The 26,850-nt window shown below is 66.9% G+C and carries 31 protein-coding genes, 1 tRNA gene and 1 pseudogene; 25 read left to right on the top strand and 8 right to left on the bottom strand.

Annotated features, from left to right (window positions below; all coding sequences use genetic code 11):
* Entirely contained in the window at window positions 1-339 is a 339-nt protein-coding gene (locus G3N92_RS02760; RefSeq protein WP_206125903.1) for a multidrug efflux SMR transporter, read from the top strand.
* Window positions 340-392: 53 nt separating this feature from the next.
* On the opposite strand, the gene G3N92_RS02755 is transcribed toward G3N92_RS02760, so the two are convergent.
* Window positions 393-833, bottom strand: coding sequence for a hypothetical protein (locus G3N92_RS02755; RefSeq protein WP_206125902.1), 441 nt, complete (start codon window positions 831-833; stop codon window positions 393-395).
* Between the two features lie 358 nt (window positions 834-1,191).
* Here G3N92_RS02755 and ssuD point away from each other — a divergent pair, with 358 nt between their 5' ends.
* The 10 genes from ssuD (at window position 1,192) to G3N92_RS02705 (ending at window position 7,649) form a co-directional block, all read left to right on the top strand.
* Window positions 1,192-2,349, top strand: a complete 1,158-nt coding sequence (gene ssuD, locus G3N92_RS02750; RefSeq protein ID WP_206125901.1) for an FMNH2-dependent alkanesulfonate monooxygenase — start codon at window positions 1,192-1,194, stop codon at window positions 2,347-2,349.
* A 16-nt stretch (window positions 2,350-2,365) separates the two neighbouring features.
* Entirely contained in the window at window positions 2,366-3,181 is an 816-nt protein-coding gene (gene ssuC, locus G3N92_RS02745) for an aliphatic sulfonate ABC transporter permease SsuC (RefSeq protein WP_206125900.1), read from the top strand.
* The gene (locus G3N92_RS02740; RefSeq protein WP_206125899.1) at window positions 3,178-4,155 is read left to right on the top strand and encodes an ATP-binding cassette domain-containing protein; all 978 of its coding nucleotides are present in this window, start codon (window positions 3,178-3,180) and stop codon (window positions 4,153-4,155) included. Before ssuC ends, G3N92_RS02740 begins: the two co-directional genes overlap by 4 nt.
* A gap of 45 nt (window positions 4,156-4,200) precedes the next feature.
* Entirely contained in the window at window positions 4,201-4,416 is a 216-nt protein-coding gene (locus G3N92_RS02735) for a molybdopterin-binding protein (RefSeq protein ID WP_013697841.1), read from the top strand.
* 144 nt (window positions 4,417-4,560) lie between these two features.
* Complete coding sequence (locus G3N92_RS02730; protein WP_206125898.1) at window positions 4,561-4,758, top strand: hypothetical protein; 198 nt, start codon at window positions 4,561-4,563, stop codon at window positions 4,756-4,758.
* Between the two features lie 38 nt (window positions 4,759-4,796).
* Window positions 4,797-5,057: a hypothetical protein gene (locus tag G3N92_RS02725; RefSeq protein ID WP_206125927.1), complete on the top strand. Its 261-nt coding sequence runs from the start codon at window positions 4,797-4,799 to the stop codon at window positions 5,055-5,057.
* Between the two features lie 298 nt (window positions 5,058-5,355).
* Complete coding sequence (gene dusA / locus G3N92_RS02720; protein ID WP_206125926.1) at window positions 5,356-6,345, top strand: tRNA dihydrouridine(20/20a) synthase DusA; 990 nt, start codon at window positions 5,356-5,358, stop codon at window positions 6,343-6,345.
* A gap of 94 nt (window positions 6,346-6,439) precedes the next feature.
* Window positions 6,440-6,515: transfer RNA gene (locus G3N92_RS02715), tRNA-His, on the top strand.
* A gap of 127 nt (window positions 6,516-6,642) precedes the next feature.
* Window positions 6,643-6,915, top strand: a complete 273-nt coding sequence (locus G3N92_RS02710; protein WP_206125897.1) for a hypothetical protein — start codon at window positions 6,643-6,645, stop codon at window positions 6,913-6,915.
* 533 nt (window positions 6,916-7,448) lie between these two features.
* A complete protein-coding gene (locus G3N92_RS02705) occupies window positions 7,449-7,649 on the top strand; it encodes a hypothetical protein (RefSeq protein ID WP_206125896.1) in 201 nt (66 codons plus the stop codon).
* A gap of 254 nt (window positions 7,650-7,903) precedes the next feature.
* Here the strand turns inward: G3N92_RS02705 and G3N92_RS02700 are convergent, their stop codons facing one another.
* Window positions 7,904-8,878 (bottom strand): AraC family transcriptional regulator, encoded by a 975-nt coding sequence (locus tag G3N92_RS02700; RefSeq protein WP_206125895.1) that lies wholly within the window; start codon window positions 8,876-8,878, stop codon window positions 7,904-7,906.
* Between the two features lie 93 nt (window positions 8,879-8,971).
* Here G3N92_RS02700 and G3N92_RS02695 point away from each other — a divergent pair, with 93 nt between their 5' ends.
* Window positions 8,972-9,805: an oxidoreductase gene (locus G3N92_RS02695; RefSeq protein WP_206125894.1), complete on the top strand. Its 834-nt coding sequence runs from the start codon at window positions 8,972-8,974 to the stop codon at window positions 9,803-9,805.
* Between the two features lie 487 nt (window positions 9,806-10,292).
* Here G3N92_RS02695 and G3N92_RS02690 read toward each other — a convergent pair whose 3' ends face one another.
* Window positions 10,293-10,769 carry a helix-turn-helix domain-containing protein gene (locus tag G3N92_RS02690; protein WP_206125893.1) on the bottom strand — a complete coding sequence of 159 codons (477 nt, stop codon included), beginning with the start codon at window positions 10,767-10,769 and terminating at the stop codon, window positions 10,293-10,295.
* Window positions 10,770-10,935: 166 nt separating this feature from the next.
* On the opposite strand from G3N92_RS02690, the gene G3N92_RS02685 reads away from it, so the two are divergent.
* From G3N92_RS02685 to G3N92_RS02670, 4 genes are all read left to right on the top strand, one after another.
* The gene (locus tag G3N92_RS02685) at window positions 10,936-11,373 is read left to right on the top strand and encodes a PaaI family thioesterase (RefSeq protein ID WP_206125892.1); all 438 of its coding nucleotides are present in this window, start codon (window positions 10,936-10,938) and stop codon (window positions 11,371-11,373) included.
* A gap of 120 nt (window positions 11,374-11,493) precedes the next feature.
* Entirely contained in the window at window positions 11,494-12,381 is an 888-nt protein-coding gene (locus G3N92_RS02680) for a neutral zinc metallopeptidase (protein WP_206125891.1), read from the top strand.
* Between the two features lie 224 nt (window positions 12,382-12,605).
* Window positions 12,606-13,673 (top strand): permease, encoded by a 1,068-nt coding sequence (locus G3N92_RS02675; protein ID WP_206125890.1) that lies wholly within the window; start codon window positions 12,606-12,608, stop codon window positions 13,671-13,673.
* Between the two features lie 80 nt (window positions 13,674-13,753).
* The gene (locus G3N92_RS02670; protein WP_206125889.1) at window positions 13,754-14,176 is read left to right on the top strand and encodes a hypothetical protein; all 423 of its coding nucleotides are present in this window, start codon (window positions 13,754-13,756) and stop codon (window positions 14,174-14,176) included.
* Between the two features lie 134 nt (window positions 14,177-14,310).
* Here G3N92_RS02670 and G3N92_RS02665 read toward each other — a convergent pair whose 3' ends face one another.
* Together G3N92_RS02665 and nodI are read right to left on the bottom strand one after the other, a co-directional pair.
* On the bottom strand, window positions 14,311-15,144 hold the full coding sequence (locus tag G3N92_RS02665) for an ABC transporter permease (protein WP_206125888.1): 834 nt from the start codon (window positions 15,142-15,144) through the stop codon (window positions 14,311-14,313).
* A 7-nt stretch (window positions 15,145-15,151) separates the two neighbouring features.
* Complete coding sequence (nodI, locus tag G3N92_RS02660; protein WP_206125887.1) at window positions 15,152-16,066, bottom strand: nodulation factor ABC transporter ATP-binding protein NodI; 915 nt, start codon at window positions 16,064-16,066, stop codon at window positions 15,152-15,154.
* 218 nt (window positions 16,067-16,284) lie between these two features.
* Here nodI and G3N92_RS02655 point away from each other — a divergent pair, with 218 nt between their 5' ends.
* Entirely contained in the window at window positions 16,285-16,782 is a 498-nt protein-coding gene (locus tag G3N92_RS02655) for a universal stress protein (protein ID WP_206125925.1), read from the top strand.
* Between the two features lie 94 nt (window positions 16,783-16,876).
* Here G3N92_RS02655 and G3N92_RS02650 read toward each other — a convergent pair whose 3' ends face one another.
* Genes G3N92_RS02650 through lexA form a run of 3 tightly spaced genes read right to left on the bottom strand, consistent with a single transcriptional unit; the run spans window position 16,877 to window position 18,578 of the window.
* A complete protein-coding gene (locus tag G3N92_RS02650) occupies window positions 16,877-17,524 on the bottom strand; it encodes a DUF2939 domain-containing protein (protein WP_206125886.1) in 648 nt (215 codons plus the stop codon).
* 40 nt (window positions 17,525-17,564) lie between these two features.
* A complete protein-coding gene (locus G3N92_RS02645) occupies window positions 17,565-17,888 on the bottom strand; it encodes a hypothetical protein (RefSeq protein ID WP_206125885.1) in 324 nt (107 codons plus the stop codon).
* A 42-nt stretch (window positions 17,889-17,930) separates the two neighbouring features.
* On the bottom strand, window positions 17,931-18,578 hold the full coding sequence (lexA, locus tag G3N92_RS02640) for a transcriptional repressor LexA (protein WP_206125884.1): 648 nt from the start codon (window positions 18,576-18,578) through the stop codon (window positions 17,931-17,933).
* Window positions 18,579-18,592: 14 nt separating this feature from the next.
* Between lexA and G3N92_RS35450 the strand changes: the two are divergent.
* From G3N92_RS35450 to G3N92_RS02605, 8 genes and pseudogenes are all read left to right on the top strand, one after another.
* Window positions 18,593-18,661: pseudogene (locus G3N92_RS35450) on the top strand (sodium:proton symporter); the annotation flags it as partial.
* 188 nt (window positions 18,662-18,849) lie between these two features.
* On the top strand, window positions 18,850-19,884 hold the full coding sequence (locus G3N92_RS02635; protein WP_206125883.1) for a sulfate ABC transporter substrate-binding protein: 1,035 nt from the start codon (window positions 18,850-18,852) through the stop codon (window positions 19,882-19,884).
* A gap of 184 nt (window positions 19,885-20,068) precedes the next feature.
* The gene (gene cysT, locus G3N92_RS02630; protein ID WP_206125882.1) at window positions 20,069-20,962 is read left to right on the top strand and encodes a sulfate ABC transporter permease subunit CysT; all 894 of its coding nucleotides are present in this window, start codon (window positions 20,069-20,071) and stop codon (window positions 20,960-20,962) included.
* Window positions 20,959-21,882: a sulfate ABC transporter permease subunit CysW gene (gene cysW / locus G3N92_RS02625; RefSeq protein ID WP_206125881.1), complete on the top strand. Its 924-nt coding sequence runs from the start codon at window positions 20,959-20,961 to the stop codon at window positions 21,880-21,882. Before cysT ends, cysW begins: the two co-directional genes overlap by 4 nt.
* Before the next feature lie 13 nt (window positions 21,883-21,895).
* Window positions 21,896-22,957: a sulfate ABC transporter ATP-binding protein gene (locus G3N92_RS02620; RefSeq protein WP_206125880.1), complete on the top strand. Its 1,062-nt coding sequence runs from the start codon at window positions 21,896-21,898 to the stop codon at window positions 22,955-22,957.
* A gap of 94 nt (window positions 22,958-23,051) precedes the next feature.
* Window positions 23,052-23,981, top strand: coding sequence for a CysB family HTH-type transcriptional regulator (locus G3N92_RS02615; RefSeq protein WP_206125879.1), 930 nt, complete (start codon window positions 23,052-23,054; stop codon window positions 23,979-23,981).
* Between the two features lie 381 nt (window positions 23,982-24,362).
* Complete coding sequence (locus G3N92_RS02610; RefSeq protein WP_206125878.1) at window positions 24,363-25,319, top strand: sugar ABC transporter substrate-binding protein; 957 nt, start codon at window positions 24,363-24,365, stop codon at window positions 25,317-25,319.
* A 9-nt stretch (window positions 25,320-25,328) separates the two neighbouring features.
* The coding region (locus tag G3N92_RS02605) for a sugar ABC transporter ATP-binding protein (protein WP_206125877.1) at window positions 25,329-26,850 on the top strand (1,522 nt) is incomplete at its 3' end.

Raw genomic sequence — 26,850 nt, 5'->3', positions numbered from 1 at the left:
ATGAAATTGCCTGCTTTCGCCTGGCTCGCCATGTCCATTGTGGCCGAAGTGATCGGTACGTCCGCCTTGCGCGCCTCGGATGGATTCACGCGGCTGCTGCCGACGCTGATCGTGATCGTCGGCTACGGCTTTGCGTTCTATGGGTTGTCGCTGACCTTGAAGACGATGCCGGTCGGGATCGTGTATGCGATCTGGTCCGGCGCCGGCATCGTGCTGATCACGCTCGTTGCGATCGCGCTGTACGGGCAGGTGCCGGACTTGCCGGCCGTCATCGGCCTCGCGCTGATCATCGCGGGCGTGGTGGTGTTGAACCTGTTCTCGAAGATGCAGGCGCACTGAGCGCCGGCTTGCCGCGGGAAGAGCAGGGCGCGCGCCCGGTGCGCGCGCCGCGATCAATCGTCGTAATCGTCGTCGGACATGAACGCGCGCATGAACACCAGCGCGCCCCAGCCCCAGATCGCATTGGCCGCGAAGCCGATCGCGAGCGGCGAGAGCATGTTGCCGGCAGGCCAGATGCCGCGCAGCGGATCGATCACGAACACGCGCGCCACGGTCGGCACGATGCCGCCGAACACCAGCGCCTGCACCCACGGCGCGCGCCGCTCGGGCGACACGCGCAGCAGCCACGCCATCAACATCGCCCAGAACGCGCTGATCAGCGCATTGACGATGAACGTCGGCATGCCCGCGGGTGCGAACGGTTCGACCGAGAAACCGCCGATGCCGATCAGGCCCGCCGCATGCAGCAGCGCCAGCGTCGATTCGCGGAAGAACAGGGCGGCTAGGAAACCGGACAGGAACGGCAGGATGACTTTCTGCATCGGATCAGGCATGAGCGCGCACGGCGTGCGGCCACGCGCGCAAGGTAGGTCGGACTCGGGCCCGCCATTATAGAGGGGTGCGTCCGGCTTCGACCGTCCCCACATCGCGATATTCGCTACAGCAGCGCGTAAATCACGAAAGCGGAAAACCTAAGCTCAAAAAAATCGTTCCTAAACGAAGTGCCCCTCCCTAGACTGATTTCCCAGAGACGGTAGAACCCGTCCTCCCGCGCAATCGCGAGCTCGCCCGCCGCGCGGAGCGATCCGGCGAGCCTCATTCCCGGCAGACGATCCTGTTCGGCGCCCCGCATGCGCCGAGGGCCTCGCTTTGCCCGAAATTTTCGCAAGAACAGTCAGGCAGGAGCAGCAAATGAATGTGTTCTGGTTTATTCCGACGCACGGCGACAGCCGCTATCTCGGCACGTCCGACGGCGCGCGTGCGGCCGACTACGATTACTTCCGTCAGATCGCCACGTCGGCCGACACGCTCGGCTACGACGGCGTGCTGCTGCCGACCGGCCGCTCCTGCGAGGACGCCTGGGTGGTCGCATCGAGCCTGATTCCGGCCACCAAGCGCCTGAAGTTCCTGGTCGCGGTGCGCCCGGGCCTGTCGTCGCCGGCGCTGTCGGCGCGCATGGCCGCCACGTTCGACCGGATGTCGGAAGGGCGGCTGCTGATCAACGTGGTGACGGGCGGCGACATCGCCGAGCTCGAAGGCGACGGCGTGTTCGTCGACCACGACACGCGCTACGAAATCACCGACGAATTCCTGCACATCTGGCGCGACCTGCTCGCCAAATCGCACGACGGCAAGACGATCGATTTCGACGGCAAGCATCTGCAATCGAAGGGCGGCAAGCTGCTCTATCCGCCGGTGCAGACGCCGCACCCGCCGCTGTGGTTCGGCGGCTCGTCGCCGGCCGCGCACGCGATCGCGGCCGAGCATATCGACACCTACCTGACCTGGGGCGAACCGCCCGAGGCCGTCGCGAAGAAGATCGCGGACATCCGCGCCCGCGCCGAGGCGCGCGGCCGCAAGATCAAGTTCGGGATCCGCCTGCACGTGATCGTGCGCGAAACCGAGGAAGAGGCCTGGGCCGATGCCGACAAGCTGATCAGCCGCCTCGACGACGCCACGGTGGCGCGTGCGCAGCAGTCGTTCGCGAAGATGGATTCCGAAGGGCAGCGCCGGATGGCCGCGCTGCACGGCGGCAAGCGCGGCTCGCGCAAGGAGCTGGAGGTCTATCCGAACCTGTGGGCGGGCGTGGGCCTCGTGCGCGGCGGCGCAGGCACCGCGCTGGTCGGCAGCGCCGAGCAGGTGGCCGAACGGATGCGCGAATACGCCGCGCTCGGCATCGAAACCTTCATCCTGTCGGGCTATCCGCACCTGGAGGAGTCGTACCGCTTCGCCGAGCTGGTGTTCCCGCTGATCAAGGGCACCACCAACACGCGCCGCGCCGGCCCGTTGTCCGGCCCGTTCGGCGAGGTGATCGGCAATCACTACACGCCGCAGGCGAGCCAGAGCTGAGCGCGGAGGAATCGAGATGGCAACCCCGACTCTTCAGCGCGCAGGACGCGGCGTCGCACGCCGCGGCTGGCGCGCCATCGCGCCCTGGCTCGTGCCGCTCGGCCTCGTGATCGCATGGGAGCTGGCCGCGCGCGCCGGCGCGTTGTCCACGCGCGTGCTGCCCGAGCCGCTCGCCGTGGTGCGCGCGGCGTGGTCCCTGATCCAATCCGGCGACATGTGGGCGAACGTCAAGGTCAGCACCTGGCGCGCGCTGGTGGGCTTCGCGATCGGCGGCGGCGTGGGCCTCGTGCTCGGCCTGGCCACCGGCATCTCGAAGGCCGCCGAGGTGGCGCTCGATTCGACCATCCAGATGATCCGCAACATCCCCGCGCTGGCGATGATTCCGCTCGTGATCCTCTGGTTCGGCATCGACGAGAAGGCCAAGCTGTTCCTCGTATCGCTCGGCGTGTTCTTCCCGATCTACATCAACACCTATCACGGCATCCGCTCGGTCGACGCGAACCTGATCGAGATGGCCAAGAGCTACGGCGTGAAGGGCTTCGCGCTGTATCGCGACGTGATCCTGCCCGGCGCGCTGCCGTCGATCCTGGTGGGCGTGCGTTTCGCGCTCGGCCTGATGTGGGTGATGCTGATCGTGGCCGAGACGATCTCCGCGCAATCGGGCATCGGCTACATGACGATGAACGCCCGCGAATTCCTGCAAACCGACGTGGTGGTGGTCGGCATCCTGCTGTACGCGGTGCTCGGCAAGCTGGCCGACGTGCTCGCGAAGTGGCTCGAACGCGCGACGCTGCGCTGGCACCCCGCGTATCAACCGGGAGCGAAATCATGAATGCGTCCACGCTCAACAATCCTTACGGCCCGATCGCCGGCGCCGACATCGACGCCGAGCTCGCGCAGTCGCGCACCGAGGACGCCGCCCGCCAGGACGCGGCCGTGCTCGATCGCGACTCGGGCGGCCACGTCGTGCCGCTGACGCGGCGGCGCGAGGCCGGCGGGGCAGGCCACGGCGCGCCGCTCGCGCGCAGCGGCGATCACTCGGTCGAGCTGCGCAAGGTTGGCAAGCGCTACGGCGAGCGCGCCGTGCTCAGCGATTTCGATCTGTCGATCGAGCGCGGCAGCTTCGTGGCGATCGTCGGGCGCAGCGGTTGCGGCAAGTCCACGCTGCTGCGGCTGATCGCCGGGCTCGAGAAGCCGACCGACGGCACGCTGCTCAAGCGCAGCGAAACCGGCGAGGCGCTCGACACGCGGATCATGTATCAGGACGCGCGGCTGCTGCCGTGGAAGACCGTGCTGCAGAACGTGATGCTCGGCCTCGGCCGCCGCTCGCGCGAGGACGCGCGCGCCGTGCTCGACGAGGTTGGCCTGCTCGAGCGCGCCAACGACTGGCCCGCGCAACTGTCGGGCGGACAGCGTCAGCGCGTGGCGCTGGCCCGCGCGCTCGTGCATCGGCCGCAGCTGCTGCTGCTCGACGAGCCGCTCGGCGCGCTCGACGCGCTGACGCGTATCGAGATGCATGCGTTGATCGAACGCCTTTGGCGCGAGCATCGCTTTACCGCGCTGCTCGTGACGCACGACGTGCAGGAGGCGGTGGCGCTCGGCGACCGGATCCTGCTGATCGAATCCGGGAAGATCGCGCTCGACCAGACCGTGCCGCTCGACCGGCCGCGCGCACGCGCCTCGTCGTCGTTTGCCGCGCTCGAGGACCGCGTGCTGCAACGCGTGCTGAAGGGCGGCCCGGTGGTCGACGCGCCCGACGCGTTCGAGCAGCCTGCCCCCGCAACCCGTATCCGCTGGGCCGTCTGACGCTGCCCAGCCACCATCGACTGATATTTTCGGAGCCATACCAACATGAGCATCATCGCCATCAACGTACGCAACCAGTTCAAGGGCAAGGTCAAGGAAATCATCCGCGGGCCGGTGGTGTCGGAGGTCGACGTCGATACGCCGTTCGGCATCGTCACGTCGGTCATCACGACGCGCTCGGTCGACGAGCTGGAGCTGAAGGTTGGCGCGGAAGTGGTCGCGCTGGTGAAATCCACCGAGGTGTCGATCGCGCGTCTCTGATGCCCGACCGGCGGGCCGCAACGGTGTGCGAAAAGGCGGGCAACGCGACAGCGTTGCCCGCCTTTTACGTTCTGAAGCAATCAATGACATTGGTTTTCATTTTTCAGTGCTAGGATCGGATTTCCTTCACCGCGGAGAGAGTCGATGGTCCCCGCACTCAGTCCCGATGCAATAGAAGCATTGAAGTGGGTCGACCGGTTCGGCGCCGGGCATCCGGTGCCGGCGCAGTTCGGAGCGCTGGTCGACGCGCTGCAGAATGACGGCTACGTGTATCAGAGCCGCCCGGGGCGCGCAGAACTGACCGAAGACGGCAGAACGGCGTTGCCTGAAGAGTTTGATTGATCGATTTGATCGGATTGCTTAGGGTCGGGAGGATGAAAATGGATACGATTTCGATTGGACACAGCCTCGATGCATATGTCGAGGAGTACAACGCTTATCGGCTCGAAGTGAAGACCGAGCAAGTAGGCGCCGGCGAAAAGGCCCATTACCGCGTGTTGTTCGGCGATGCCGAGGTGATCGGCTGGCGGCTCGTGCATGTCGACGGCGTGTGGCTCAGCGAGCGCAACGTGGTCGATCAGGTGATGTCGATGGCGCGCGGGGCGGTGGATCGCGAACTGCGGGGGGCCAGGGCGGCTTGATGGCGTTGCCCGCTTGCTGAGTTGAAACCGGGCCGGCTCGTTGGCGGGGCTGGTGTGGGAATGAAAGCCGTCGGGGCTGGCTCCGGCGGCTTTTGTGTTTGTGGGGCTCGGGCGGTACAGCGCAGGCCGCCTTATAATGTCGCCCTTGACCGATGTGCGGGCTCGAAACGCTTCGACCCTCCGCCGCATCCGTTCCGGCTGCACCGTGCCGCCGGCCCGCGCCCACATAACCATCAGAACGACGGTGCCGGCTGGGGCGCAACCCGAACTCACGATATTGATTCAGCAGGAAGATTCGATGAAAGCAACGCCCCGGCGCGTCACCGTCGCGCCGATGATGGACTGGACCGACCGCCATTGCCGGTCGCTGCACCGGTCGATTTCGCGCCACACCTGGCTCTACACGGAGATGGTCACGACCGGCGCGCTGATTCACGGCGACGTCGCGCGCCATCTCGCGTTCACGCCCGATGAGGCGCCCGTCGCGCTGCAACTGGGCGGCAGCGAACGCGACGATCTCGCGAAGTCGGCCAAGCTCGGCGAAACCTGGGGCTACGACGAAATCAACTTGAATTGCGGCTGCCCGTCCGAGCGCGTGCAGCGCGGTGCGTTCGGCGCCTGCCTGATGAACGAGCCGGCGCTCGTGGCCGACTGCGTGAAGGCGATGCGCGATGCGGTGTCGGTGCCGGTGACGGTCAAGCACCGGATCGGCGTCGACGCCGTGGAAGATTACGCGTTCGTGCGCGATTTCGTCGGCACGATCGCCGAGGCCGGCTGCGAGGTATTCATCGTGCACGCGCGCAACGCGATCCTGAAGGGCCTCTCGCCGAAGGAAAACCGCGAGATTCCGCCGCTCAAATACGATTACGCCTACCAGCTCAAGCGCGATTTCCCCGAGCTCGAAATCATCATCAATGGCGGCATCACGACGCTCGACGAAGTCGAAGCGCATCTTCAGCACGTCGATGGCGTGATGCTCGGCCGCGAGGCGTATCACAACCCGTATGTGCTGGCGGAGGTCGATGCGCGCTTCTATGGCGGCGCCGGCCCCGCGCCGACGCGCGAGGAGATCGAGGATCGGCTGATCGCCTATTGCGCCGACGAAATCGCGCGCGGCACCTACCTTGGCGCGATCGTGCGCCATGCGCTCGGGCTGTATCGCGGCGTGCACGGTGCGCGCGGCTGGCGGCGCGTGCTGTCGGACAGCAAGCGCCTCGCGCGCGGCGACGTCGCGACGATTTTTGCCGAGGCGCGCACCCATCTGACAGCCCCGGTCGAAAATTTTTAAAAAGGGGCTGGACAAGACGAAATCCTGTCCATATAATCTCGTTCTTCGCTGCTGAAACACAACGGCAACGAAGCAGGTGTAGGCAGTAACAACGGTGGCTGTAGCTCAGTTGGTAGAGTCCAGGATTGTGATTCCTGTTGTCGCGGGTTCGAGTCCCGTCAGCCACCCCAAGAATTCTGAGTAGTATCTAGCAGTTAAAAACGGCGCTGCCCCAAAAAGGCAGCGCCGTTTTTGCTTTTGAATTCCCAAATTGGGAATCACATGCCTTGCCGCTTTCCGTCGACGAAAGCCATCATCATGGTGACGCTCACGGCTGCATCGAGTCGCGTATCTCCGGCCACCATTACGCTGTCTAACGGCGCCGGCCTGCTTCATCCTCCACGGTGCGTCGACGGCGTGGTGCTCGCCGTACTGAACGTATGCCTGTCAAGGCGCTTCGAAGTTGGCGATGGCCTCTGCATCGCAGACAATGTGCGCGAGATTCCGGTGTGCAGGAATCATCAACAGCGCGTTGGCGTGAGCGGCAGCCACGTGACCGACCAAGGCAGAAATTGGCAAGGAGCATTTTGAAGCGGACAACCATACTCGCCGGTTTTGCGATCGCATCGGCATCTGTCGCCGCGCATGCTGAAAGTCTCGACACTATTTCAGGCCTTCACGACTACTATGCGCGGTATGCGGGCAGCATTCGCGGCGCGTATCCCATCCCCGTCATGGTTCGTCCACCGTGCCGTTTCGTTGGGATGGGCGCTGCCGACGATATGAACGAGAAAACTTTTTTCTCACTAGGGGGAGGCGATGCTTTCGGCGTCAAAACTGCGCCGTTTGATCGCGCGCGGATCCGGTTACCCGCCTGTTGATTCGGTGCGCCAGTTGTCTGGTCAAGCGGCCTTATGAATGATTGGCTGCCGAGGCCTGCAGCACCTCGAGTACCAGCAGGTGCATGTCGGCGTGGGGGCATGAGCGCCAGTAGCAGGGGAGGTCCGCCTGCCTCGGCGTATCGAAAAACGGCTGAATCATTTCTATCTCGAAATGCGCTGTACTTTTGAACAGCATATTTCGAGATGGGATTGAGGCATCAAGAAACAAAAGAAGGGTGGCGAATGAAAGCGAAGATCGATGAAATTGATGCCTGCCTCTTCGGAGGTGGTGTCTCGCTTGAGCGCTATTCGATCCAAGCCGACGTTATCAGCTACGTATCTAACGGACGAGCGTTTGACCTGCATTTTGGCGACGAAGCGCTCTACCGCGCCTGCCTTTCTCGTTTGGTGGAGCTAGGGGTGAGGGTGATCCCGGAGCCGTGATGCCGATTAAGGCTTGGGTCACGATCGATTTGGTATTTTCTCGGTGCGCTGGTTTTGACGACGTTTGCCGCGTCGTAATAAAAAGCCATGAGCGATTCCCTTTCAAATGGAGCAGGTGCGCAGCGCCAAACATCGAGACACAAGGCAACCCGCACCCGTCATTGAATGAACGTCGAGATAGTGCTCGACGATTCCAATATTCGTGCAAACGCACAAAAGACGGCCGGTTGCCGCATGCGCCAGCCAGCCGCATCTCAATGCGACGACACGAACATCGCATCCTCGAACGCCGCCGGAATCGCGAAACTCTCCCGCATTCGCCGCACCTCGGCCGCCGGCGTCAAACCGAACAGCCGCTTGAACTCCCGGCTGAACTGCGACGCGCTCGTATAGCCCACCGCATGGCTGGCCGCCTCGGCGGTCAGATCCTGGCGCACCATCAGCAACCGCGCCTGATGCAGGCGCGTCGATTTCAGATACTGCATCGGCGAAGCCTGCGTGATCGTCTTGAAGTGGCTGTGGAAGCTCGGCACGCTCATGCCGGCCGCGTCGGCGAGTTGCGTCACGTCGAGCGGCTGCGCGTAGCCGGCGTGGATCAGCCGCAGCGACCGGCCGATGCGGCCGAACTGCCCGCGCATCGCCAGCGCCTCGCGCATCGCGCCGCCTTGCGCGCCGGTCAGCACGCGGAAATACAGCTCGCGCAGCAGGCCCTGGCCGAGCACGGCCGCTTCGAGCGGCCGGTCGAGCGCTTCGAGCAGGCGCAGCACGGAGCCGGCCATGGCGTCGTCCATCGGCGTCGACATCATGCTTTGCGGCGCTTGCGCCGGGCTCGCGGTGCTTTCGCGGTCGATCTGCATGGCCAGTTCGGCGGCCAGCGTGAAATCGAGATGCAGATACAGCGCAAGCAGCGGCTGCGATGCGCTCGCCTCGGTCTCCATCGTGAACGGCACCGGCACCGACACGGCCAGGTAGTGATTCGCGTCGTACAGGTAGAGCTGGCCGCCGAAATAGCCGCGCTTGCTGCCCTGGCACACGATCACGATGCCCGGATCGTAGAGCACGGGCGTGCGCGACAGGGGCCGGTTCGAGCGCAGGATCCGTACGCTCGGCAGGGCGGTGAGGTTGTAGCCCTCGTCGGGCGCCAGCGCGTGGAGCAGGTCGAGCGTGCGCCGGCTTGCCGGCGGGGCCGCGGCCGCGTCATCGATACGTACGCTCCGCTTTGGATTCATAGTTTTAGGCAAGAAAATTACTGAAATTCGGCTTATTGAATCGAATTGCGGATACTACCATGCAGTCTCCAGTCACGATTCAGGAGTCCAGCAATGGCTAACGGAAAGATCCTGCTCATTACGGGCGTCAGCAGCGGTTTTGGTCGTGCGCTCGCGCAAGAGGCGCTGGCGGCGGGGCACACGGTGGTCGGCACGGTCCGCAGCGCCGAAGCGAAGCGCGATTTCGAGGCGCTGGCCGCGCACGGCGCGGTGGCGCGCCTGCTGGACGTGACCGATTTCGACGCGATCGGCGGCGTGGTGGCCGACATCGAAGCGACGGTCGGCCCGATCGACGTGCTCGTCAACAACGCCGGCTACGGCCACGAAGGCATCATGGAAGAGTCGCCGCTGTCGGATCTGCGCCGCCAGTTCGACGTCAACGTGTTCGGCGCGGTGGCGATGATGAAGGCGGTGCTGCCGTTCATGCGCGAACGCCGGCGCGGCCACATCCTGAACATCACGTCGATGGGCGGCTACATCACGATGCCGGGCATCACTTATTACTGCGGCAGCAAGTTCGCGCTGGAGGGTATTTCCGAGGCGCTCGGCAAGGAGGTCGAGCCGTTCGGCATCGCGGTGACGGCGGTGGCGCCGGGCTCGTTCCGCACCGATTGGGCGGGCCGCTCGATGGTGCGCACGCCGCGCTCGATCGCCGATTACGATGCGATCTTCGATCCGATCCGCGAGGCGCGCGAGCAGAAGAGCGGCAAGCAACTGGGCGATCCGCGCAAGGCGGCGCGCGCGATGCTCGAGGCGATCGCGTCCGCCGAGCCGCCGGCCCACCTGCTGCTTGGCAGCGATGCGCTGGGCCTGGTGCGCGGCAAGCTGGCGAGCCTGGAAAAGGAAATCGGCGCCTGGGAGGCCGTGACCGTCTCGACGGACGGCTGACGCCGGGCCGGCGCGCGGCGGCGGAGGTGTTGTTGCGCAAGTGTTGCTGCCGCCAGTGCAACGGTTGCCGGAATCGTGCCGCTTGTCGTACAATCGCGGGCGTTTTCCAGCACGTCGTCAGCAGTTGCCCAGCGCGGTCCCCATATTCAAATCTGCGGCGGCGAGCATTCAGGAAACCAGGTGAAGAACGGCCTTCCGTGTCTCACCGTCAAGAATTCAGAAGTGGGGTCTAGTTGCAGGCGGCGCCAACCGAAAGGTTGGCGCCGTTTTTGTTTTGGCGCCCATCATCGCTCGCAAGCCGAGGTGCCTAAATATTTTTTGGAAAAAGCCGAAAGTATTGGGGTTCGGTGCCGTTATTATTATCGGGACAGCTGACTTGCCTCGGCTGCCTTGAGTTTTGCCCGCTTCGCTGCCTGCGAAGCGGGCTTTTTTATTGCCGTGGCGAAACATGCCGAGCGATGCGGCGGTGGCGCGATGCGCCAGTGCCTCAGTGCGTCTCGCCCTGCGCCGCGGCCGGCCAGCCGGGGCCGGGCAGGGCTTCGATGTCGCGCGGATCGAGCGGCTCGCCGCATTCGGAGCACACCATCACCGGCCGCATCAACTTGCCGCAGCGCTTGTGCCGCAGCAGCACGGGCGGCCCGGCGCCGTCGTCCTTCCAGCGATCGCCCCAGGCGGTCAGGGCCAGCAGGATCGGGTGCAGGTCGCGGCCCTTGTCGGTCAGCCGGTATTCATGGCGCGGCGGATTCGCCTGATACGGCCGCTTCTCGAAGATACCGTCGTCCACCAGCCGCGCGAGCCGGTCCGCCAGCACATGGCGCGTCACGCCCAACTGCGCCTGGAACGCATCGAAGCGCCGGATGCCGAGAAACGCATTGCGCAGGATCAGCAGGGTCCAGCGGTCGCCGAGCACGGCGGCCGTGCGCGCGACCGAGCACGGCATCTCGCCCACGTCGTCCCATTTCATCGTCGGCCTCGCTGTTCAAAAAGTGGGTTCGATTATAGAACGCACATTCAAAACCACAATCCTCACGTTGACAGGCTCAAAATCGGTAAAGAATAATGCGTTCTGTTTTGGAACTAACAGAGTCGACCCGACGTTGTCCCGATCGCCAACCACGAGGAGCTTCCCGATGAACCCGCTCGATTTTTCCGGAATCGACCTGCTGCGCGCGGCCGCGGCGGGCGACGTACCCGCGCCTTCGATCACCGAAACCATGCCGATGCGGCTCGACGCCGTGGAGCTGGGCTACGTGCGGATGACGGCGCGTGCCGACGAGCGCCACCTGAACCCGCTGGGCGGCGTGCACGGCGGCTTCGCGGCGACGGTGCTCGATTCCGTGACGGGCTGCGCGGTGCATTCGATGCTCGATCGCGGCGTGGGCTACGGCACGGTGGATCTGCACGTGAAGATGCTGCGCCCGGTGCCGCGCGACGTCGAGCTGATCGCGGAAGGGCGCGTCACGCACCTGTCGCGCACGCTCGGCGTGGCCGAAGGCACGCTGAAGACGCCCGACGACAAGATCGTCGCGCAAGGCTCGGCCACCTGCTTCATCCAGCGGCCCGAGTAAGCGCCGCACCGCCGCGCCACGCGTGTGGCGCGGCGAGCCGTCGCGGCGCATTCCATTGGCTATACTTCGTGCGTCCCGCGGCGCTTCGTACCGGCCGCGTCCCCAGCGAACGGAGCCGCGATGCGCCTCGATGACGAAGCCGAAAGCCGGAATGTCGAAGACCGCCGCGGCGGGTTCGGCGGCGGCGGGCGCGGTGCGACGATCGGTATCGGCACGATCGTCGTCGCGCTGGCCGCCTCCTACTTTTTCGGTATCGATCCGCGCGTGATCCTGCAGGGCGCGGCCGTGCTGCAGGGCCAATCTGCGGGGCAGGACCGGACGGCGCCCGCGCCGGCCGCGAATGCACCCTCGCAGGCCAGCCAGAACGACCCGCGCGCCGTGTTCACGCGCCGGGTGCTCGGCAATATCGAGCGCACCTGGTCTCACATCTTCCCGACCCAGCTCAATCGCGACTATTCGCCGCCGACGCTCGTCATGTTCGAGCGTGCGACGCCCACCGCCTGCGGCACCGGCCAGACGGCCATGGGGCCGTTCTACTGCCCGGCCGACCGGAAGGTCTACATCGATCTCGCGTTCTACGACGAGTTGCGCCGCAAATTCGGCGCGGGCGGCGATTTCGCCCAGGCCTACGTGATCGCGCACGAGGTCGGTCACCACGTGCAGAAGCTGCTCGGCATTTCGGACAAAGTCGACGCGGCGCGCCAGCGCATGTCGGAGACGCAGGCGAACCGGCTGTCGGTGCGGCTCGAGCTGCAGGCCGATTGCTTCGCCGGCGTGTGGGCCTACAACGCGCAGCAGGCGAACCGGCAACTGATCGAGCCGGGCGAATTCGAGCAGGGCCTGAAGACGGCCGCCGCGATCGGCGACGACACGTTGCAGCGGCGCAGCCAAGGCTACGTGGTGCCCGATGCGTTCACGCACGGCACCAGCGAGCAGCGCGTCGCGTGGCTGCGGCGCGGCATGCAGCGCGGCGACGTGCGCGATTGCGATACGTTCGCGTCGCGCTGAACCGGCATGCGCCGCCCGCACGCATCCACCGGCGCCGCGCATCGTGCGCCGCCGCGGATCGCGGGATGCGAGGCTTGCGACACAGGCACGCCGTGCCGCCGAGCGTGTCTCGCATGCGATAATCCGGGCTTCGCCGCGCATCGGTTCACCGCGCGGCGGCCCCAAACAGGGCGCGCCGACCGAGCCCGCCTCCGAGGACTGCCAGCCCGCACGCCACGCTCGACATGAACACGACCCGTTCGACTTCTTCGTCTTCTTCGCCCGTGCTCGGCTGGGCGATATTCGCCGTGATCGCGATCGCCGGCCTGTTCTACGTGAAGTGGTCGCCGTATTACCATCGCGTGTTCGTCGCGGCCGAGCATCATTCGATCGGCCAGTCGATCCTGATGGGCACGGCGGCGCAGGCGCCGGGGCCGTCGTGGCAGGCGGCGCTCGATTACGCATGGGCGTACGGCAAGGCGATCTGGCAGGCGATGGTGCTCGGCCTGCTGCTCGGTTCGGCGCTTCAGGCGCTGCTGCCGGCCAGGACGATCGCGCGCGTGCTGGGCCGCACCGGCTTCGGCAGCGTCGTGGCCGGCGGCCTGCTGTCGCTGCCGGGCATGATGTGCACGTGCTGCGCGGCGCCGGTGGTGTCGGGCCTGCGTGCCCGTCAGGCGTCGCCGGGCGGCGCGGTGGCGTTCTGGCTCGGCAACACGGTGCTGAACCCGGCCACGCTGGTGTTCATGGGCTTCGTGCTCGGCTGGCAATGGACGGCGCTGCGCGTCGTGCTCGGCGTGGCGATGGTGTTCGGGATCGGCTACTGGCTGAACCGGATCGCCTCGGCCGGCGCCAGCCCCGTGGACGACGCCGCGCTGGCGCGGATCGCCGCCGGCCAGATGGCCGAAGGCAATCCGTTCGTGCGCTGGATGACGCTGCTGGCGCGCATGACGCTGCGGCTGATTCCCGAGTACATCGTGCTCGTGCTGCTGCTCGGCGCGGCGCGTGCGTGGCTGTTTCCGCACGTCGGTCCCGAGGTCGGTAACGCCGCGCTGTGGATCGTCGCCTTCGCCATCGCCGGGATGCTGTTCGTGATCCCGACCGCCGGCGAGGTGCCGATCGTGCAGGCGATGCTGGCGCTCGGCGTGGGCGTCGGGCCGGCGGCGGCGCTGCTGATGACGCTGCCGCCCGTGAGCGTGCCGTCGCTGGCGATGCTGTGGCGCTCGTTTCCGGCCCGCATGTTGGTGCTGATCGCCGCGCTGGTGGTCGGTTTCGGCATCGTGGCCGGCATCGCGGCGGTGGCGCTCGGTTTCTGAGCCCCCGCAGGGATTCACCCGAAGATTCGACCGCCGCCGCGACCTCGCGGCGGCATTCCCCGAAGCAATCAGGATTACGCATGAAGCAACAGAAGATTCATCCGAAACTCGAACAGGCGCTGACGCGCGGCGATCTGGCCATCCGTCAGGCGAACTCGGCACGTGCCACGGCGGTGCTCAATGCGCTCGGCAAGATGATCATCGAAGCATCGTCGACGATCGGCGTCGAGGCCAGCATCGATATCCCCCAGGGCGACCGCATTTACGATCCGGCCAACGGCCTGTGGCCGCAGCGCATGCGCGTGTCGTTCGATGGCCCGGTCGAGGACGCCGACGAGGAAGAACTGCGCTCGGTGTATCTGCTGGCCGACGATCCCGGCACGATGTTCCGCGTGGAATGGCACCGCGCCGACGGCAAGCAGGGGCGCCAGGAAGGCGGCCCGATCGCCACGGTGGCGTTCCTGACCGACGTGGAAATGCCGTGGGGCGACGACGACGCGTAAGCGTCGCCGGCGTGTCGCGCGACACGTTGTAACCGAACCGGCGCCTTGCCGGTTTCACGCCGTGCCGGCCCCGGCGCGGCGCATCGGCGCATGCCCGAGCTCGAACCCGAAGCCCGGCATGCGCCGCGTTGCGTTCAGCGCATCATGCGCCGGCGGAACAGCCAGGCCGACACCACGAACCCGCCCAGCGCATAGGCCGCCAGCACGCCGGCATGCATCGCGATGTCGGTGGCGGGCCGGCCGAGCATGGCCGGCCGGATCAGGTCGACGGCGTTGGCCAGCGGCAGCGCATAGGCCGCGTATTGCGCGACGGCCGGCAACTGCGTGACCGGGAAGAACACGCCCGAAAGCAGCAGCATCGGCGTGAGCGCCAGCGTCTGATAGAACATGAAGAAATCGTAGGACGGCGCGATCGCCGTGATCACCATCGCCAGGCTCGCGAACGCCAGCCCGGCCAGCGCGATCACCGGCAGCGCCGTCAGCAGCGACGGAAACGACGCATAGCCGAGCCCGCTCGCCACCACCACGATCGCGGTGCCCGACAGCATCGCCTTGCTGGCGGCCCAGATGATTTCCCCGAGCACGATGTCGCCGAGCGAGAGCGGCGTGTGCATGATCGCTTCCCAGGTGCGTTGCACCTGCATGCGCGAAAAGCCCGAATACATGGCCTCGAAGCTGGCCGACATCATCACGCTCGAACCGACCGTGCCGGCCGCCAGAAACGCGATGTACGACACACCGTCGACGTGCCCGAGCATCACGCCGAGGCCCAGGCCGAGCCCGAACAGATAGATCATCGGGTCGGCCAGGTTGCCGATCATCGAGGCGAGCGCGAGCTTCCTCCAGACCAGATAGTTGCGGCGCCAGACGGCGATCCAGTTGCGCCCGTTGGCGGGCAGGGCGATCGCGAAGCGGGCCGGCGCCGGGGCGTGCGCGTCGCGGGCGGGGGACGAGTGGCCGGTATCCATCGTTGGGTCAATCCTGCATGTCGCGGCCGGTCAGCCGCAGGAATACGTCTTCGAGGTTCGCGGGCCGGTGCAGATAGCGCAGTTCGGCGCGGCCCTTGAGCATGCGTGTCAGTGGCGCGGGATCGTCGGCATAGCAGAACAGCGTTTCGCCGCTGATTTCCGCGCGCGCGACATGGGGCGCGAGCTCGTCGCGCAGCGCGGCCGGATCGGGGCCGTAGATTTCCACGACGTCGCAGCCGATCTCGCTCTCGATCAGCGCCTGCGGCGCGCCCTCGGCGATCTTGCGGCCCGATTCCACTACGCAGAGCCGATCGCACAAGCGTTCGGCCTCTTCCATGAAGTGCGTGGTCAGCAGGATCGTCTTGCCGCGCGCGAGCAGCGAGCGCAGCCGCTCCCAGATCAGGTGGCGCGCCTGCGGATCGAGCCCGGTGGTGGGCTCGTCGAGCACCAGCACGTCGGGATCGTTGACGAGCGCGCGGGCCAGCGTGAGCCGCCGTTTCATGCCGCCCGACAGCTCGCCGACCTTCGCGTCGGCCTTGCTTTCGAGCTTGGCGAACTCGAGCAGCGACGGCGCCAGCTCGCGCGCCGCGCGCGCCGACAGCCCGAAGTAGCGGCTGAACACGAGCAGGTTCTCGCGCACGCTGAAATCGGGATCGAGATTGTCGAACTGCGGCACGACGCCGACGCGCAGCCGCGCATGCCGCGCCCGTGCGGGCACCGGCTCGTCGCACAGCCGGATCGCGCCGGAATCGGGGTAGGTCATGCCGAGCAGCATCCGCAGCGTGGTGGTCTTGCCCGCGCCGTTCGGCCCGAGCAGGCCGAAGCATTCGCCGCGCCGCACGTGAAACGACAGGCCGTCGACGACGCGTTTGTCGCCGAAGCTTTTTTTGACATCGTGAAATTCGATCGGAGCGGCGGACATGAGCGCGGAGGCGGGAGGTCGACGGAGGGACGGCACGAAGCGGCCATTCTAGTGCATCGCGTCCCGCTTTCGGTTCGCCGCGCGCGACCGGATCGTGCAAGCCTGCACCGCAATCCGGCATCGGTGGACGATTTTCATCTCCGCGTTTTCATCCCTTGCATCCGGAATTGCGGCGCACCATGATCGAAGCGTCGATCGATTCAGAGAAGGAGGCCATCATGTCGAGCTACCAGAAAATCCTGCTGTGTTACGACGGCACGCTGGAGGGCCGCAAAGCCCTGCGATGCGGTGCGGATCTTGCGCTTCAGTTGAAGGCGCAGACGCATCTGCTGTCGGTTGTCGACATGCGTTCGAGCATCGCGCAGAGCGCCGGCCTGCTGACCGACGTGGCCTGCGGGCGCTTCGAGGAAACGGCGCGCGAGATCCTCCAGGAAGGCGTGGACTGGCTGACCGAGCGCGGCGTGCAGGCCGAAGGCCATTTTGCGTTCGGTTACCCGATCGACGAAATCGCCAACCTCGCGAAGTCGCTCAATGTCGATCTCGTGGTGGTGGGGCATCGCTGCCGCAGCGGCCTGTCGCGTTGGTGGATGGGCGCGGGCAACACGCAACTGCTCGACCGCGTGTCGTGCAGCATTCTCGTGGCCTGCTCGTCGACCGACGAGCAGCGCGAGGAACGTGCGAAGGAACGCGAGGCCGCCGCCAGCCAGGCGGCGTGACACGGCGAACTTGCGGAAGTGAAGCCCGAGGCGGCGCGGTTGGCCGCCTCGACCCTGCCGTGTGGGCGGCGGCAGCCATCGATGCGCGGGGCGATCAGCGATGCAGATCGATCGCGCTCAGTTTCCATCCGAACAGGCCGCTACGACGGAAGATCGCCGCGTAGCGCGCATCGCCGACATCGCGCTGATATACCACCACGAATTCATTGACGCCCTGATAGGCGGCGCTCGTCGACGGCGCGGCATTGGCAACCGACGTGCCGCTGGACGGCGCCGCCGATGACGCCGGCGGTGCGGCCGACGGGGCGGGCACGGCGGACGAGGCAGGCGCTGGCGCCGCTTGATCGAGCGTGGGCGGATGCTCGCCCGGATCGCCACGCGGCGGCAGCCCGCTCAACAGCGCGGCCACGCCCTCCGGCGTGGCGTAGGCATCGACGAGCGGCCCGACCAAGGCCGAACCGATCATCGCGCCGAGCATGGCAAGCGGATTGTTGTGGCGCTGCGGATCGACGCGGCGCATCAGCTCGTCGGTCAGTTGCTGCTTGAGGCTCACGCGCAGCGCCGGGTAATCGACGTAGCGGCTGATTGTCTGCGCATCGCGCGTATCGACGGCCTTTTTCAGGCCGAGCAGCGCGACGTAGGGTGAGACGTACGCATACAGAACCGCGGGCAGGATCACCAAGCCGACCACGAGCCCGACGAGCGGCTTGACCCGGCCGCGGCGGGTTGAAGAAACGGGCACCTGGCCTCCATCGGGGCGTCGCACTGTATCCAGAGACGCCTCAAGCGGCCGAACGTTCCTCGGCGATGCAATCGTCGATCATGCGGCACACGGCATCGATCGAGCCGACCATGATCGTGCGCGACGCCCCGTGATAGACGCGCACCGGCGCACGCCGTGCCGGTTCCGCGTGATGCAGCCCCGCGTTCAGCGAAACGCGGGCGAAGGCCGGCAGGGCCGAGGGCAGCAGGGAAGCCGTCTCGCCCGCCCCGGAGGCGGCCGGTGCGCCGACGTCGGCCGCGAGCGGCGCACAGGGCGTGCGGCCGCGCAGATGACGCAGACGACCGAATTGACGGAAAGGCAGCAGACGAGCGAGGCGTTCCATGGCGTTTCTCCAGATCGGGGCAGCGTGGCGGGGCGGCGGGTATCAGAGTTCGCCGGACCGGATCAGGCCGACGGCAATCCCTTCGAGCGCAAACTCCGCGCTGCCGGCCTTCACGAAGATGTTTTCGTAATCGGGGTTCTCGGCGATCAGTTCGAGGCCCGTGGAATGGCGCTTCAGGCGCTTGACCGTGACGTCGTCGCCGAGCCGCGCGACGATGATCTGGCCGTCCTTCGCCTCGGTGCGCTTCTGCACGGCGAGCAGGTCGCCGTCGAGGATGCCGGCGTCGCGCATCGACAGGCCGCGCACCTTCAGCAGGTAATCGGGCTTGCTCGTGAACAGCGACGGATCGCACGCGTAGTGCTGCGAGATGTGTTCCTGCGCGAGGATCGGGCTACCTGCCGCGACGCGGCCGACCAGCGGCAGCGAAAGCTGCATGAGCGCCGCGTGGGGCAGCGTGAACTGATGGGGCGCATCGTCGAGGCCGAGCAGGCGGATGCCGCGCGACGCGCCGGCGGCCAGCTCGATCACGCCCTTGCGGGCCAGTGCCCGGAGGTGCTCCTCGGCTGCGTTCGGCGAGCTGAAGCCCAGCTCGGCCGCGATCTCCGCACGGGTGGGCGGGAAGCCGGAGCGCTCGATCGCGCGGCGGACCAGATCGAATACTTGCTGCTGACGTGCGGTGAGTTTGGTCATGATCAACTGTATGGATAGACAGTGATCTGTATTTTTATACAGTAGTTCGGGAATTTCAAGCGTTACTTGAAGTTCGTCGCTATGACGCCGGTTCCGACGCGATCGAAGGACGTTCGAACGCCGGTTTCCATGCCTCAACCGTCCGCCGGGCGGTCTTTACCACTTTTGCTTCTTAAAAAATGAAGAACGATTATTTTTAATGATGAAAGCTGTTCGCTAGACTGGCCCGACATTGCAAAAAACGATCCACGAACCTTTGGAGATCACCGGGATGGTCAAGCGCAACACGGGGCTGGCAGGCGGCGTCCGCCGTCTTATCGCAACACTGGCGGTCGGCGCGGCGGCGCTGGGCGGGGCCACCCACGCACTGGCGGACACGACGTTGCTGAACGTCTCGTACGATCCGACCCGCGAGCTGTATCAGGACATCAACCAGGCCTTCGGCAAGGAATGGAAGGCCAAGACGGGCGAAACCGTCACGTTCAAGCAGTCGCACGGCGGCTCGGGCGCGCAGGCGCGCTCGGTGCTCGACGGCCTGCAGGCCGACGTGGTCACGCTGGCGCTGGCCTGGGACATCGACGCGCTGGCCAACAAGGGGATCGTCGCGAAGGATTGGCAGAAGCGCCTGCCCGACAACGCCTCGCCGTACACCTCGACCATCGTGTTCCTGGTTCGCAAGGGCAACCCGAAGGGCATCAAGGATTGGGACGACCTGGTCAAGCCGGGCGTGTCGATCATCACGCCGAACCCGAAGACCTCGGGCGGCGCGCGCTGGAACTACCTGGCGGCCTGGGCCTACGCGCTGCACAAGCCGGGCGGCAACGAGCAGACGGCCAAGGAATTCGTCTCGAAGCTCTACAAGAATGCGGGCGTGCTCGATTCGGGCGCGCGCGGCGCGACCACCAGCTTCGTGCAGCGCGACATCGGCGACGTGCTGATCGCCTGGGAAAACGAGGCGTTCCTGTCGCTGAAGGAATTCGGTCCGGACAAGTTCCAGATCGTCGTGCCGTCGGTCAGCATCCTGGCCGAGCCGCCGGTGGCGGTGGTGGACAAGGTCGTCGACAAGAAGGGCGACCGCAAGCTGGCCGAGGCCTACCTGAACTTCCTGTACAGCAAGGAAGGCCAGGAAATCGCGGCGCGCAACTTCTACCGCCCGCGTTCGAAGGACGTGCCGGCCGAGCTGACCAAGCAGTTTCCGAAGCTGAAGCTGTACACGGTGGACGACACGTTCGGCGGCTGGACCAACGCGCAGAAGACGCACTTCGCCGACGGCGGCGTGTTCGACTCGATCTACAAACCGCAGTAACGCTTCCGGCGCGCAGCCGGACGCCGGCGGCGCGCTCCCGAGGGGGGCGCCGCCAGGCAGCAGGACACGAGGCGGCGCGGCAACCTACCGCACGCACCGCCCGATATAACGCAGCACCCAGCGCGGCCGCCCGGAAACCTCCCGGCGGCCGCGTCTCCCAAGTCAACCTAGGAAGCGCTTTCGCATGACGACGTACACCTTCCGCAAGCCGAGCGCATTGCCCGGCTTCGGCGTGACGCTCGGGATCACGGTGGCCTATTTGAGCCTCGTGGTGCTGATACCGCTCGCCTCCACGTTTCTGAAAACCGCCACGCTGACCTGGGACCAGTTCGTCGCGGCGACCACCTCGGCCCGCGTCGTGGCGTCCTACCGCCTGACGTTCCTCGCGGCGCTCGGCGGCGCGCTCATCAATGCCGTGTTCGGCTTCCTGGTGGCGTGGGTGCTGGTGCGCTATTCATTCCCGTTGAAACGGCTGGTGGACGCCATCGTCGACCTGCCGTTCGCGTTGCCCACCTCGGTGGCCGGCATCTCGCTGGCCGCCGTTTACGCGCAGAACGGCTGGGTCGGGCAATACCTGGTGCCGCTCGGCATCAAGGTGGCGTTCACGCCGCTCGGCGTGCTGGTCGCGCTGACCTTTATCGGCCTGCCGTTCGTGGTGCGCACGGTGCAGCCGGTGCTCGAGGATTTCGAGCGCGAGCAGGAAGAGGCCGCCGCCTGCCTTGGCGCGTCGCGCTGGCTGACGTTCCGTCGCGTGGTGCTGCCGGCCGTGCTGCCGGCGCTCCTGACCGGCTTCGCGCTCGCGTTCGCGCGCGCGCTCGGCGAATACGGCTCGGTGATCTTCATCGCCGGCAACGTGCCGATGAAGTCGGAAATCACCTCGCTGCTGATCATCACCAAGCTCGAACAGTACGACTACGCCGGCGCGACCGCGCTGGCCGTGGTGATGCTGGTGGTGTCGTTCGTGATGCTGTTCCTGATCAACACGCTGCAATGGGTTCTGCAACGCCGCACCAGCCGCGGCGCCAGCGGCCCGGCGCCGGCCGCGGCCACGGCCGCCACGGCGGGAGGTGCGCAATGAGCCGCCAGACCAATCCGGGTTCCGCGCTGGCCGCGGGCAACGTCGCGCCGCGCGCCGCCGCGCGCCGCCACGATCCGGTCAGCGAATCGCGCGTCACGCGCTGGGTGCTGACCGGCATCGCGCTGCTGTTCCTGGCCGGCTTCCTGGTGGTGCCGCTCGCCGCGGTGTTCGCGCAGGCGCTGGCCAAGGGCATCGGCTTCTACTTCGAATCGCTGGCCGATCCCGACGCATGGTCGGCGATCGTGCTGACCGTGACGGTGGCCGCGATCGCGGTGCCGCTGAACCTCGTGTTCGGGGTGTGCGCGTCGTGGGCGATCGCCAAGTTCGAGTTCCGCGGCAAGGCGTTCCTGACCACGCTGATCGACCTGCCGTTCTCGGTGTCGCCGGTGATCTCGGGCCTCGTGTACGTGCTGATGTTCGGCGCGCAGGGGTGGCTCGGGCCGTGGCTCGAGGCGCACGACGTGCAGATCATCTTCGCGGTGCCGGGCATCGTGATGGCGACCATCTTCGTGACGTTCCCGTTCGTCGCGCGCGAGCTGATTCCGCTGATGCAGGCGCAGGGCAACGACGAGGAAGAGGCCGCCCGCGTGCTGGGCGCGTCGGGCTGGCAGATCTTCCGCCGCGTGACGCTGCCGAACGTGCGCTGGGGCCTGCTGTACGGCGTGATTCTGTGCAACGCGCGGGCGATGGGCGAATTCGGTGCCGTTTCGGTGGTGTCGGGCCATATCCGCGGCCAGACCGACACGATGCCGCTGCACGTCGAGATTCTCTACAACGAATACAACTTTTCGGCCGCGTTCGCGGTGGCATCGGTGCTGGCGCTGCTCGCGCTCGTGACGCTGGCGCTCAAGCTGCTCGCCGAACGCCGGATGTCGGCCGAACTCGCGAATGCGCGCGCCGCCGCCGCATCGCACTCCTGAAGGGGCACACGAAATGGGTATCACCGTACGCAATCTGCACAAGCAATTCGGCGACTTCAAGGCGCTCGACGACGTTTCGCTCGATTTCCCGCCCGGCGAACTGGTGGCGCTGCTCGGGCCGTCGGGCTGCGGCAAGACCACGCTGCTGCGCGTGATCGCGGGCCTCGAGCACGCGGACGCGGGCCAGGTCGTGCTGCAGGGCCAGGACGTGGCCGACGTGGGGGCGCGCGAGCGCCAGGTCGGCTTCGTGTTCCAGCATTACGCGCTGTTCCGCCACATGACGGTGTTCGAGAACGTGGCGTTCGGCCTGCGCGTGAAGCCGCGCAACGAGCGCCCGTCGGAGGCCGTGATCCGCGAGAAGGTGCATGAGCTGCTCAAGCTCGTGCAGCTCGACTGGCTCGCGCCGCGTTACCCGTCCGAGCTGTCGGGCGGCCAGCGCCAGCGCATCGCGCTGGCCCGCGCGCTGGCCGTGGAGCCGAAGGTGCTGCTGCTCGACGAGCCGTTCGGCGCGCTCGACGCGAAGGTCCGCAAGGAGCTGCGCAGCTGGCTGCGCCGCCTGCACGACGATCTGCACATCTCGACGATCTTCGTCACGCACGATCAGGAAGAGGCGCTCGAAGTGGCCGACCGGATCGTGGTGCTGAACCGCGGCCATGTCGAACAGGTCGGCAGCCCGCAGGATGTGTACGATCATCCGCAAAGCGCGTTCGTCTACGAATTCCTCGGCGCGGCCAACAAGCTCGACGGCACGGTGCACGGCGACGGCTTCGTGGCCGACGGCGCGGCCGGCCCGATCGCGGTGGATGCCGATTTCGCCGGCCGTGCGCACGCCTACGTGCGTCCGCACGATCTGCAGATCGTCGGGCGCACCGATGCGCGCTCGGACGGCATCGCCGTGGACGTGCGGCGCGTCGTGCCGCTCGGCGGCGCGGTGCGCATCGAGCTCGAACCGCGCTCGGGCGGCACGCTGCTCGAGGCCGAACTCGATCGCGACACCTGGCGCGCGCTGGCGCTCGGCGTCGGCGACGGCGCGCTGGCGGTGCCGCGCCACGCGCGCGTGTTTCCGGCTCGCTGAGCCGGCAGGCAGCATCAATAGCGGCAAGGCGGCCGTGTTCGGGCCGCCGCTCGGCTTTTCATCGATAACGACAACGCCCACGAGAGGCTGACCCATGAATTTCCAGCAATTGCGCTTCGTCCGTGAAGCGGTACGCCAGAACATGAACCTGACCGAGGTGGCGAACGTGCTGTACACGTCGCAATCGGGCGTCTCCAAGCAGATCAAGGATCTCGAGGACGAACTCGGCGTGGACATCTTCATTCGCCGCGGCAAGCGCCTGACCGGCCTCACCGAGCCGGGCAAGGCCGTGCATCAGCTGATCGAGCGCATGCTGCTCGACGCCGAGAACCTGCGCCGCGTGGCGCGCCAGTACGCCGATCAGGACAGCGGCCACCTGGTGGTGGCGACCACCCACACGCAGGCGCGCTACGCGCTGCCGAAGGTGATCCGCCAGTTCACCGACGTGTTCCCGAAGGTGCATCTGGCGCTGCGCCAGGGCAGCCCGCAGCAGATCGCGCAGATGATCCTGAGCGGCGAGGCCGACATCGGCATCTCGACCGAGGCGCTCGATCGCTATCCGGACATCGTGACGTTCCCGTGCTATTCGTGGCACCACATCGTGGTCGTGCCGAAGGATCACCCGCTGGTGGGCCGCGCGAACCTCACGCTGGAAGAGATCGCCGAATATCCGATCATCACCTACGACCAGGATTTCACGGGCCGCTCGCATATCGACCAGGCGTTCGCGAAGGCCGGCGCGGTGCCCGACGTGGTGCTGACCGCGATCGACGCGGACGTGATCAAGACCTACGTCGAACTGGGCATGGGCATCGGCGTGGTGGCGGCGATGGCCTACGATGCGCAGCGCGACATCAACCTCGTCGCGCTCGACACCGAGCACCTGTTCGAGGCCAGCACCACGCGCGTGGGCCTGCGCAAGGGCGCGTTCCTGCGCTCGTACGCCTACAAGCTGCTGGAAATGTTCGCGCCGCACCTGACCGAAGCCGAGGTCGCCGCGCAACTGAAGGAAACCGCCGTCTGATCGCCGGCGCCGGGCGGCCCCGCAAGGGGGCTGCCGCCTCGTGCATCGCCCACACCGCCGCGCCGTCGTCACGACCGCGCGGCGGTGTGTTTTTGCGGCGCGGCATACGATCCGCGCTTCCCGGAATCAGGGCAACACCTTGTTGCGCGACGTCCGGCGAACGTCCAGCATAGGCGCTTCCCGGTACCAACAAAAAAGGAACGGGAGGCGCGCACCGCATGTTTCGGGTCAGGCAATCGAACGACCCGGCGGTACCGATGTCCTCGTTCCCGTCGCTGCAGGCTCCGTTTTCGATCGCAGTCCGTATCGACTCGGCAAACGTTTGCTCAACATGAAAACCACACCTTGGGCGCCGGGCCCAGACCTGTGAGGAGAGTTCGCATGGATTTCCAGATTCGCCGCCGTGTCCTGGTCGCCGCGCTTGCCGGCGCCGCCGTTGCCGTCGCGCCGCTCGGCGCCTACGCGCAGTCGGCCCACAAGCCGAAGGTCGCGCTCGTCATGAAGTCGCTCGCCAACGAGTTCTTCCTGACCATGGAAACCGGCGCGAAGGCGTACCAGCAGCACAACCCGGCGATGTTCGACCTCGTCACCAACGGCATCAAGGACGAAACCGACACCGCGAACCAGATCCGCATCGTCGAGCAGATGATCGTCTCGAAGGTCGACGCGATCGTGCTCGCGCCGGCCGATTCGAAGGCGCTGGTGCCGGTCGTCAAGAAGGCGGTGGACGCCGGCATCATCGTCATCAACATCGACAACCGGCTCGATCCGGACGTGCTGAAGTCGAAGAACCTCAACGTGCCGTTCGTCGGCCCGGACAACCGCAAGGGCGCGCGCAAGATCGGCGACTTCCTGGCCAAGCGGCTGAAGGCCGGCGACGAGGTGGGCATCCTCGAAGGCGTGTCGACCACCACCAACGCGCAGCAGCGCACGGCCGGCTTCCAGGACGCGATGAAGGCGGTGGGCGCCAAGGTGGTGTCGGTGCAGTCGGGCGAATGGGAAATCGACAAGGGCAACGCGGTGGCCTCGGCCATGCTCAACGAATATCCGAACCTGAAGGCGCTGCTGTGCGGCAACGACAGCATGGCGATCGGCGCCGTGTCGGCCGTGCGCGCGGCCGGCAAGGCGGGCAAGGTGCTGGTGGTCGGCTACGACAACATCAATGCGATCAAGCCGATGCTGCAGGACGGCCGCGTGCTCGCCACGGCCGATCAATACGCCGCCAAGCAGGCCGTGTTCGGCATCGACACCGCGCTGAAGGCGATCGCCGAGCACAAGAAGCAGGCGGACTTGTCGGGCGTGGTCGAAACCCCGGTCGACCTGATCGTCAAGAAGTAAGGGCCGCGCATGGCGACGATTCCCTCCGCCGCGTCCGCGCGGGGCGGGCCGGTGCTCGCAGTCTCGGGCGTCGGCAAGACCTACGCGGAGCCGGTGCTGGCCGACGTCTCGCTCACGCTGAACGCCGGCGAGGCGCTGGCGCTGACGGGCGAGAACGGCGCGGGCAAGAGCACGCTGTCGAAGATCGTCGGCGGGCTGGTGACGCCGACGGCCGGCACGCTGCGGCTGGCCGGTGCGGCGTTCGCGCCCGCCAGCCGGTCGGAGGCCGAGGCGGCCGGCGTGCGCATGGTGATGCAGGAGCTGAACCTGCTGCCCACGCTCACGGTGGCCGAAAACCTGTTCCTGAACCGTCTGCCGCGCCGCTTCGGCGTGATCGACCGGCGCCGGCTGCGTGCCGACGCGCACGAGGCGATGGCGCGCGTCGGGCTCGACGCGATCGATCCCGACACGCCCGTCGGCGCGCTCGGCATCGGCCATCAGCAGATGGTCGAGATCGCGCGCAATCTGATCGGCGATTGCCGCGTGCTGATTCTCGACGAACCCACCGCCATGCTGACCGCGCGCGAGGTCGAGCTGCTGTTCGCGCAGATCGACCGGCTCAAGGCGCAGGGCGTGGCGCTCGTCTACATCTCGCATCGGCTGGAAGAGCTGGCGCGCGTGGCCGAACGCGTGGCGGTGCTGCGCGACGGCCGGCTCGTGCATGCCGGGCCGATGGGCGAGGTGTCGACCGAGCGGCTCGTTGCGCTGATGGCCGGGCGCGAGGTGGGCGAGCACATCGATCTCGGCGAGCGCCGGATCGGTGCACCGCGCCTGGCCGTTCGCGGGATGGCGCGCGGCAATGCGGTGCGCGACGTGTCGTTCGAGGTGCGCGCCGGCGAGATTTTCGGCATCTCGGGGCTGATCGGCGCGGGGCGCACCGAGCTGCTGCGGCTGATTTACGGCGCGGACCGCGCCGACGCCGGCACGGTGTCGCTCGCCGCGGCGGACGGCAGCCTGCAAGCGGTGCGGATCGCCTCGCCGTCGGACGCGGTGCGCCACGGCATCGCGCTGATCACCGAGGATCGCAAGGGCGAGGGGCTGCTGCTGTCGCAGCCGATCGCGGCCAACGTGTCGCTCGGCCAGCTTGGCCGGCTCGCGCGCGGCGGGGTGGTCGACACCGCGCGCGAACACGCGCTCGCGCAGCGCCAGATCGACGCGATGCGGATCCGCACGCGCGGCCCGGCGCAGGCCGTGGGCGAGCTGTCGGGCGGCAACCAGCAGAAGGTCGTGATCGGCCGCTGGCTCGCGCACGACATGGCGGTGCTGCTGTTCGACGAGCCGACGCGCGGCATCGACGTCGGCGCCAAATTCGAGATCTACGCATTGATGGGCGCGCTGGCGCGCGAGGGCCGCGCGCTGGTGGTGGTGTCGAGCGACCTGCGCGAACTGATGCTGATCTGCGACCGGATCGGCGTGATGTCGGCGGGCCGCATGACGGCCGTGTTCGAGCGCGACGGCTGGACGCAGGACGCCTTGCTTGCCGCCGCGTTCA

This window comes from Burkholderia sp. Ac-20379 (assembly GCF_017104645.1).
Taxonomy (GTDB): domain Bacteria; phylum Pseudomonadota; class Gammaproteobacteria; order Burkholderiales; family Burkholderiaceae; genus Burkholderia.
Note: the sequence above shows the minus strand (reverse complement) of the source record. Positions and strands in the feature narration are given on the sequence as shown.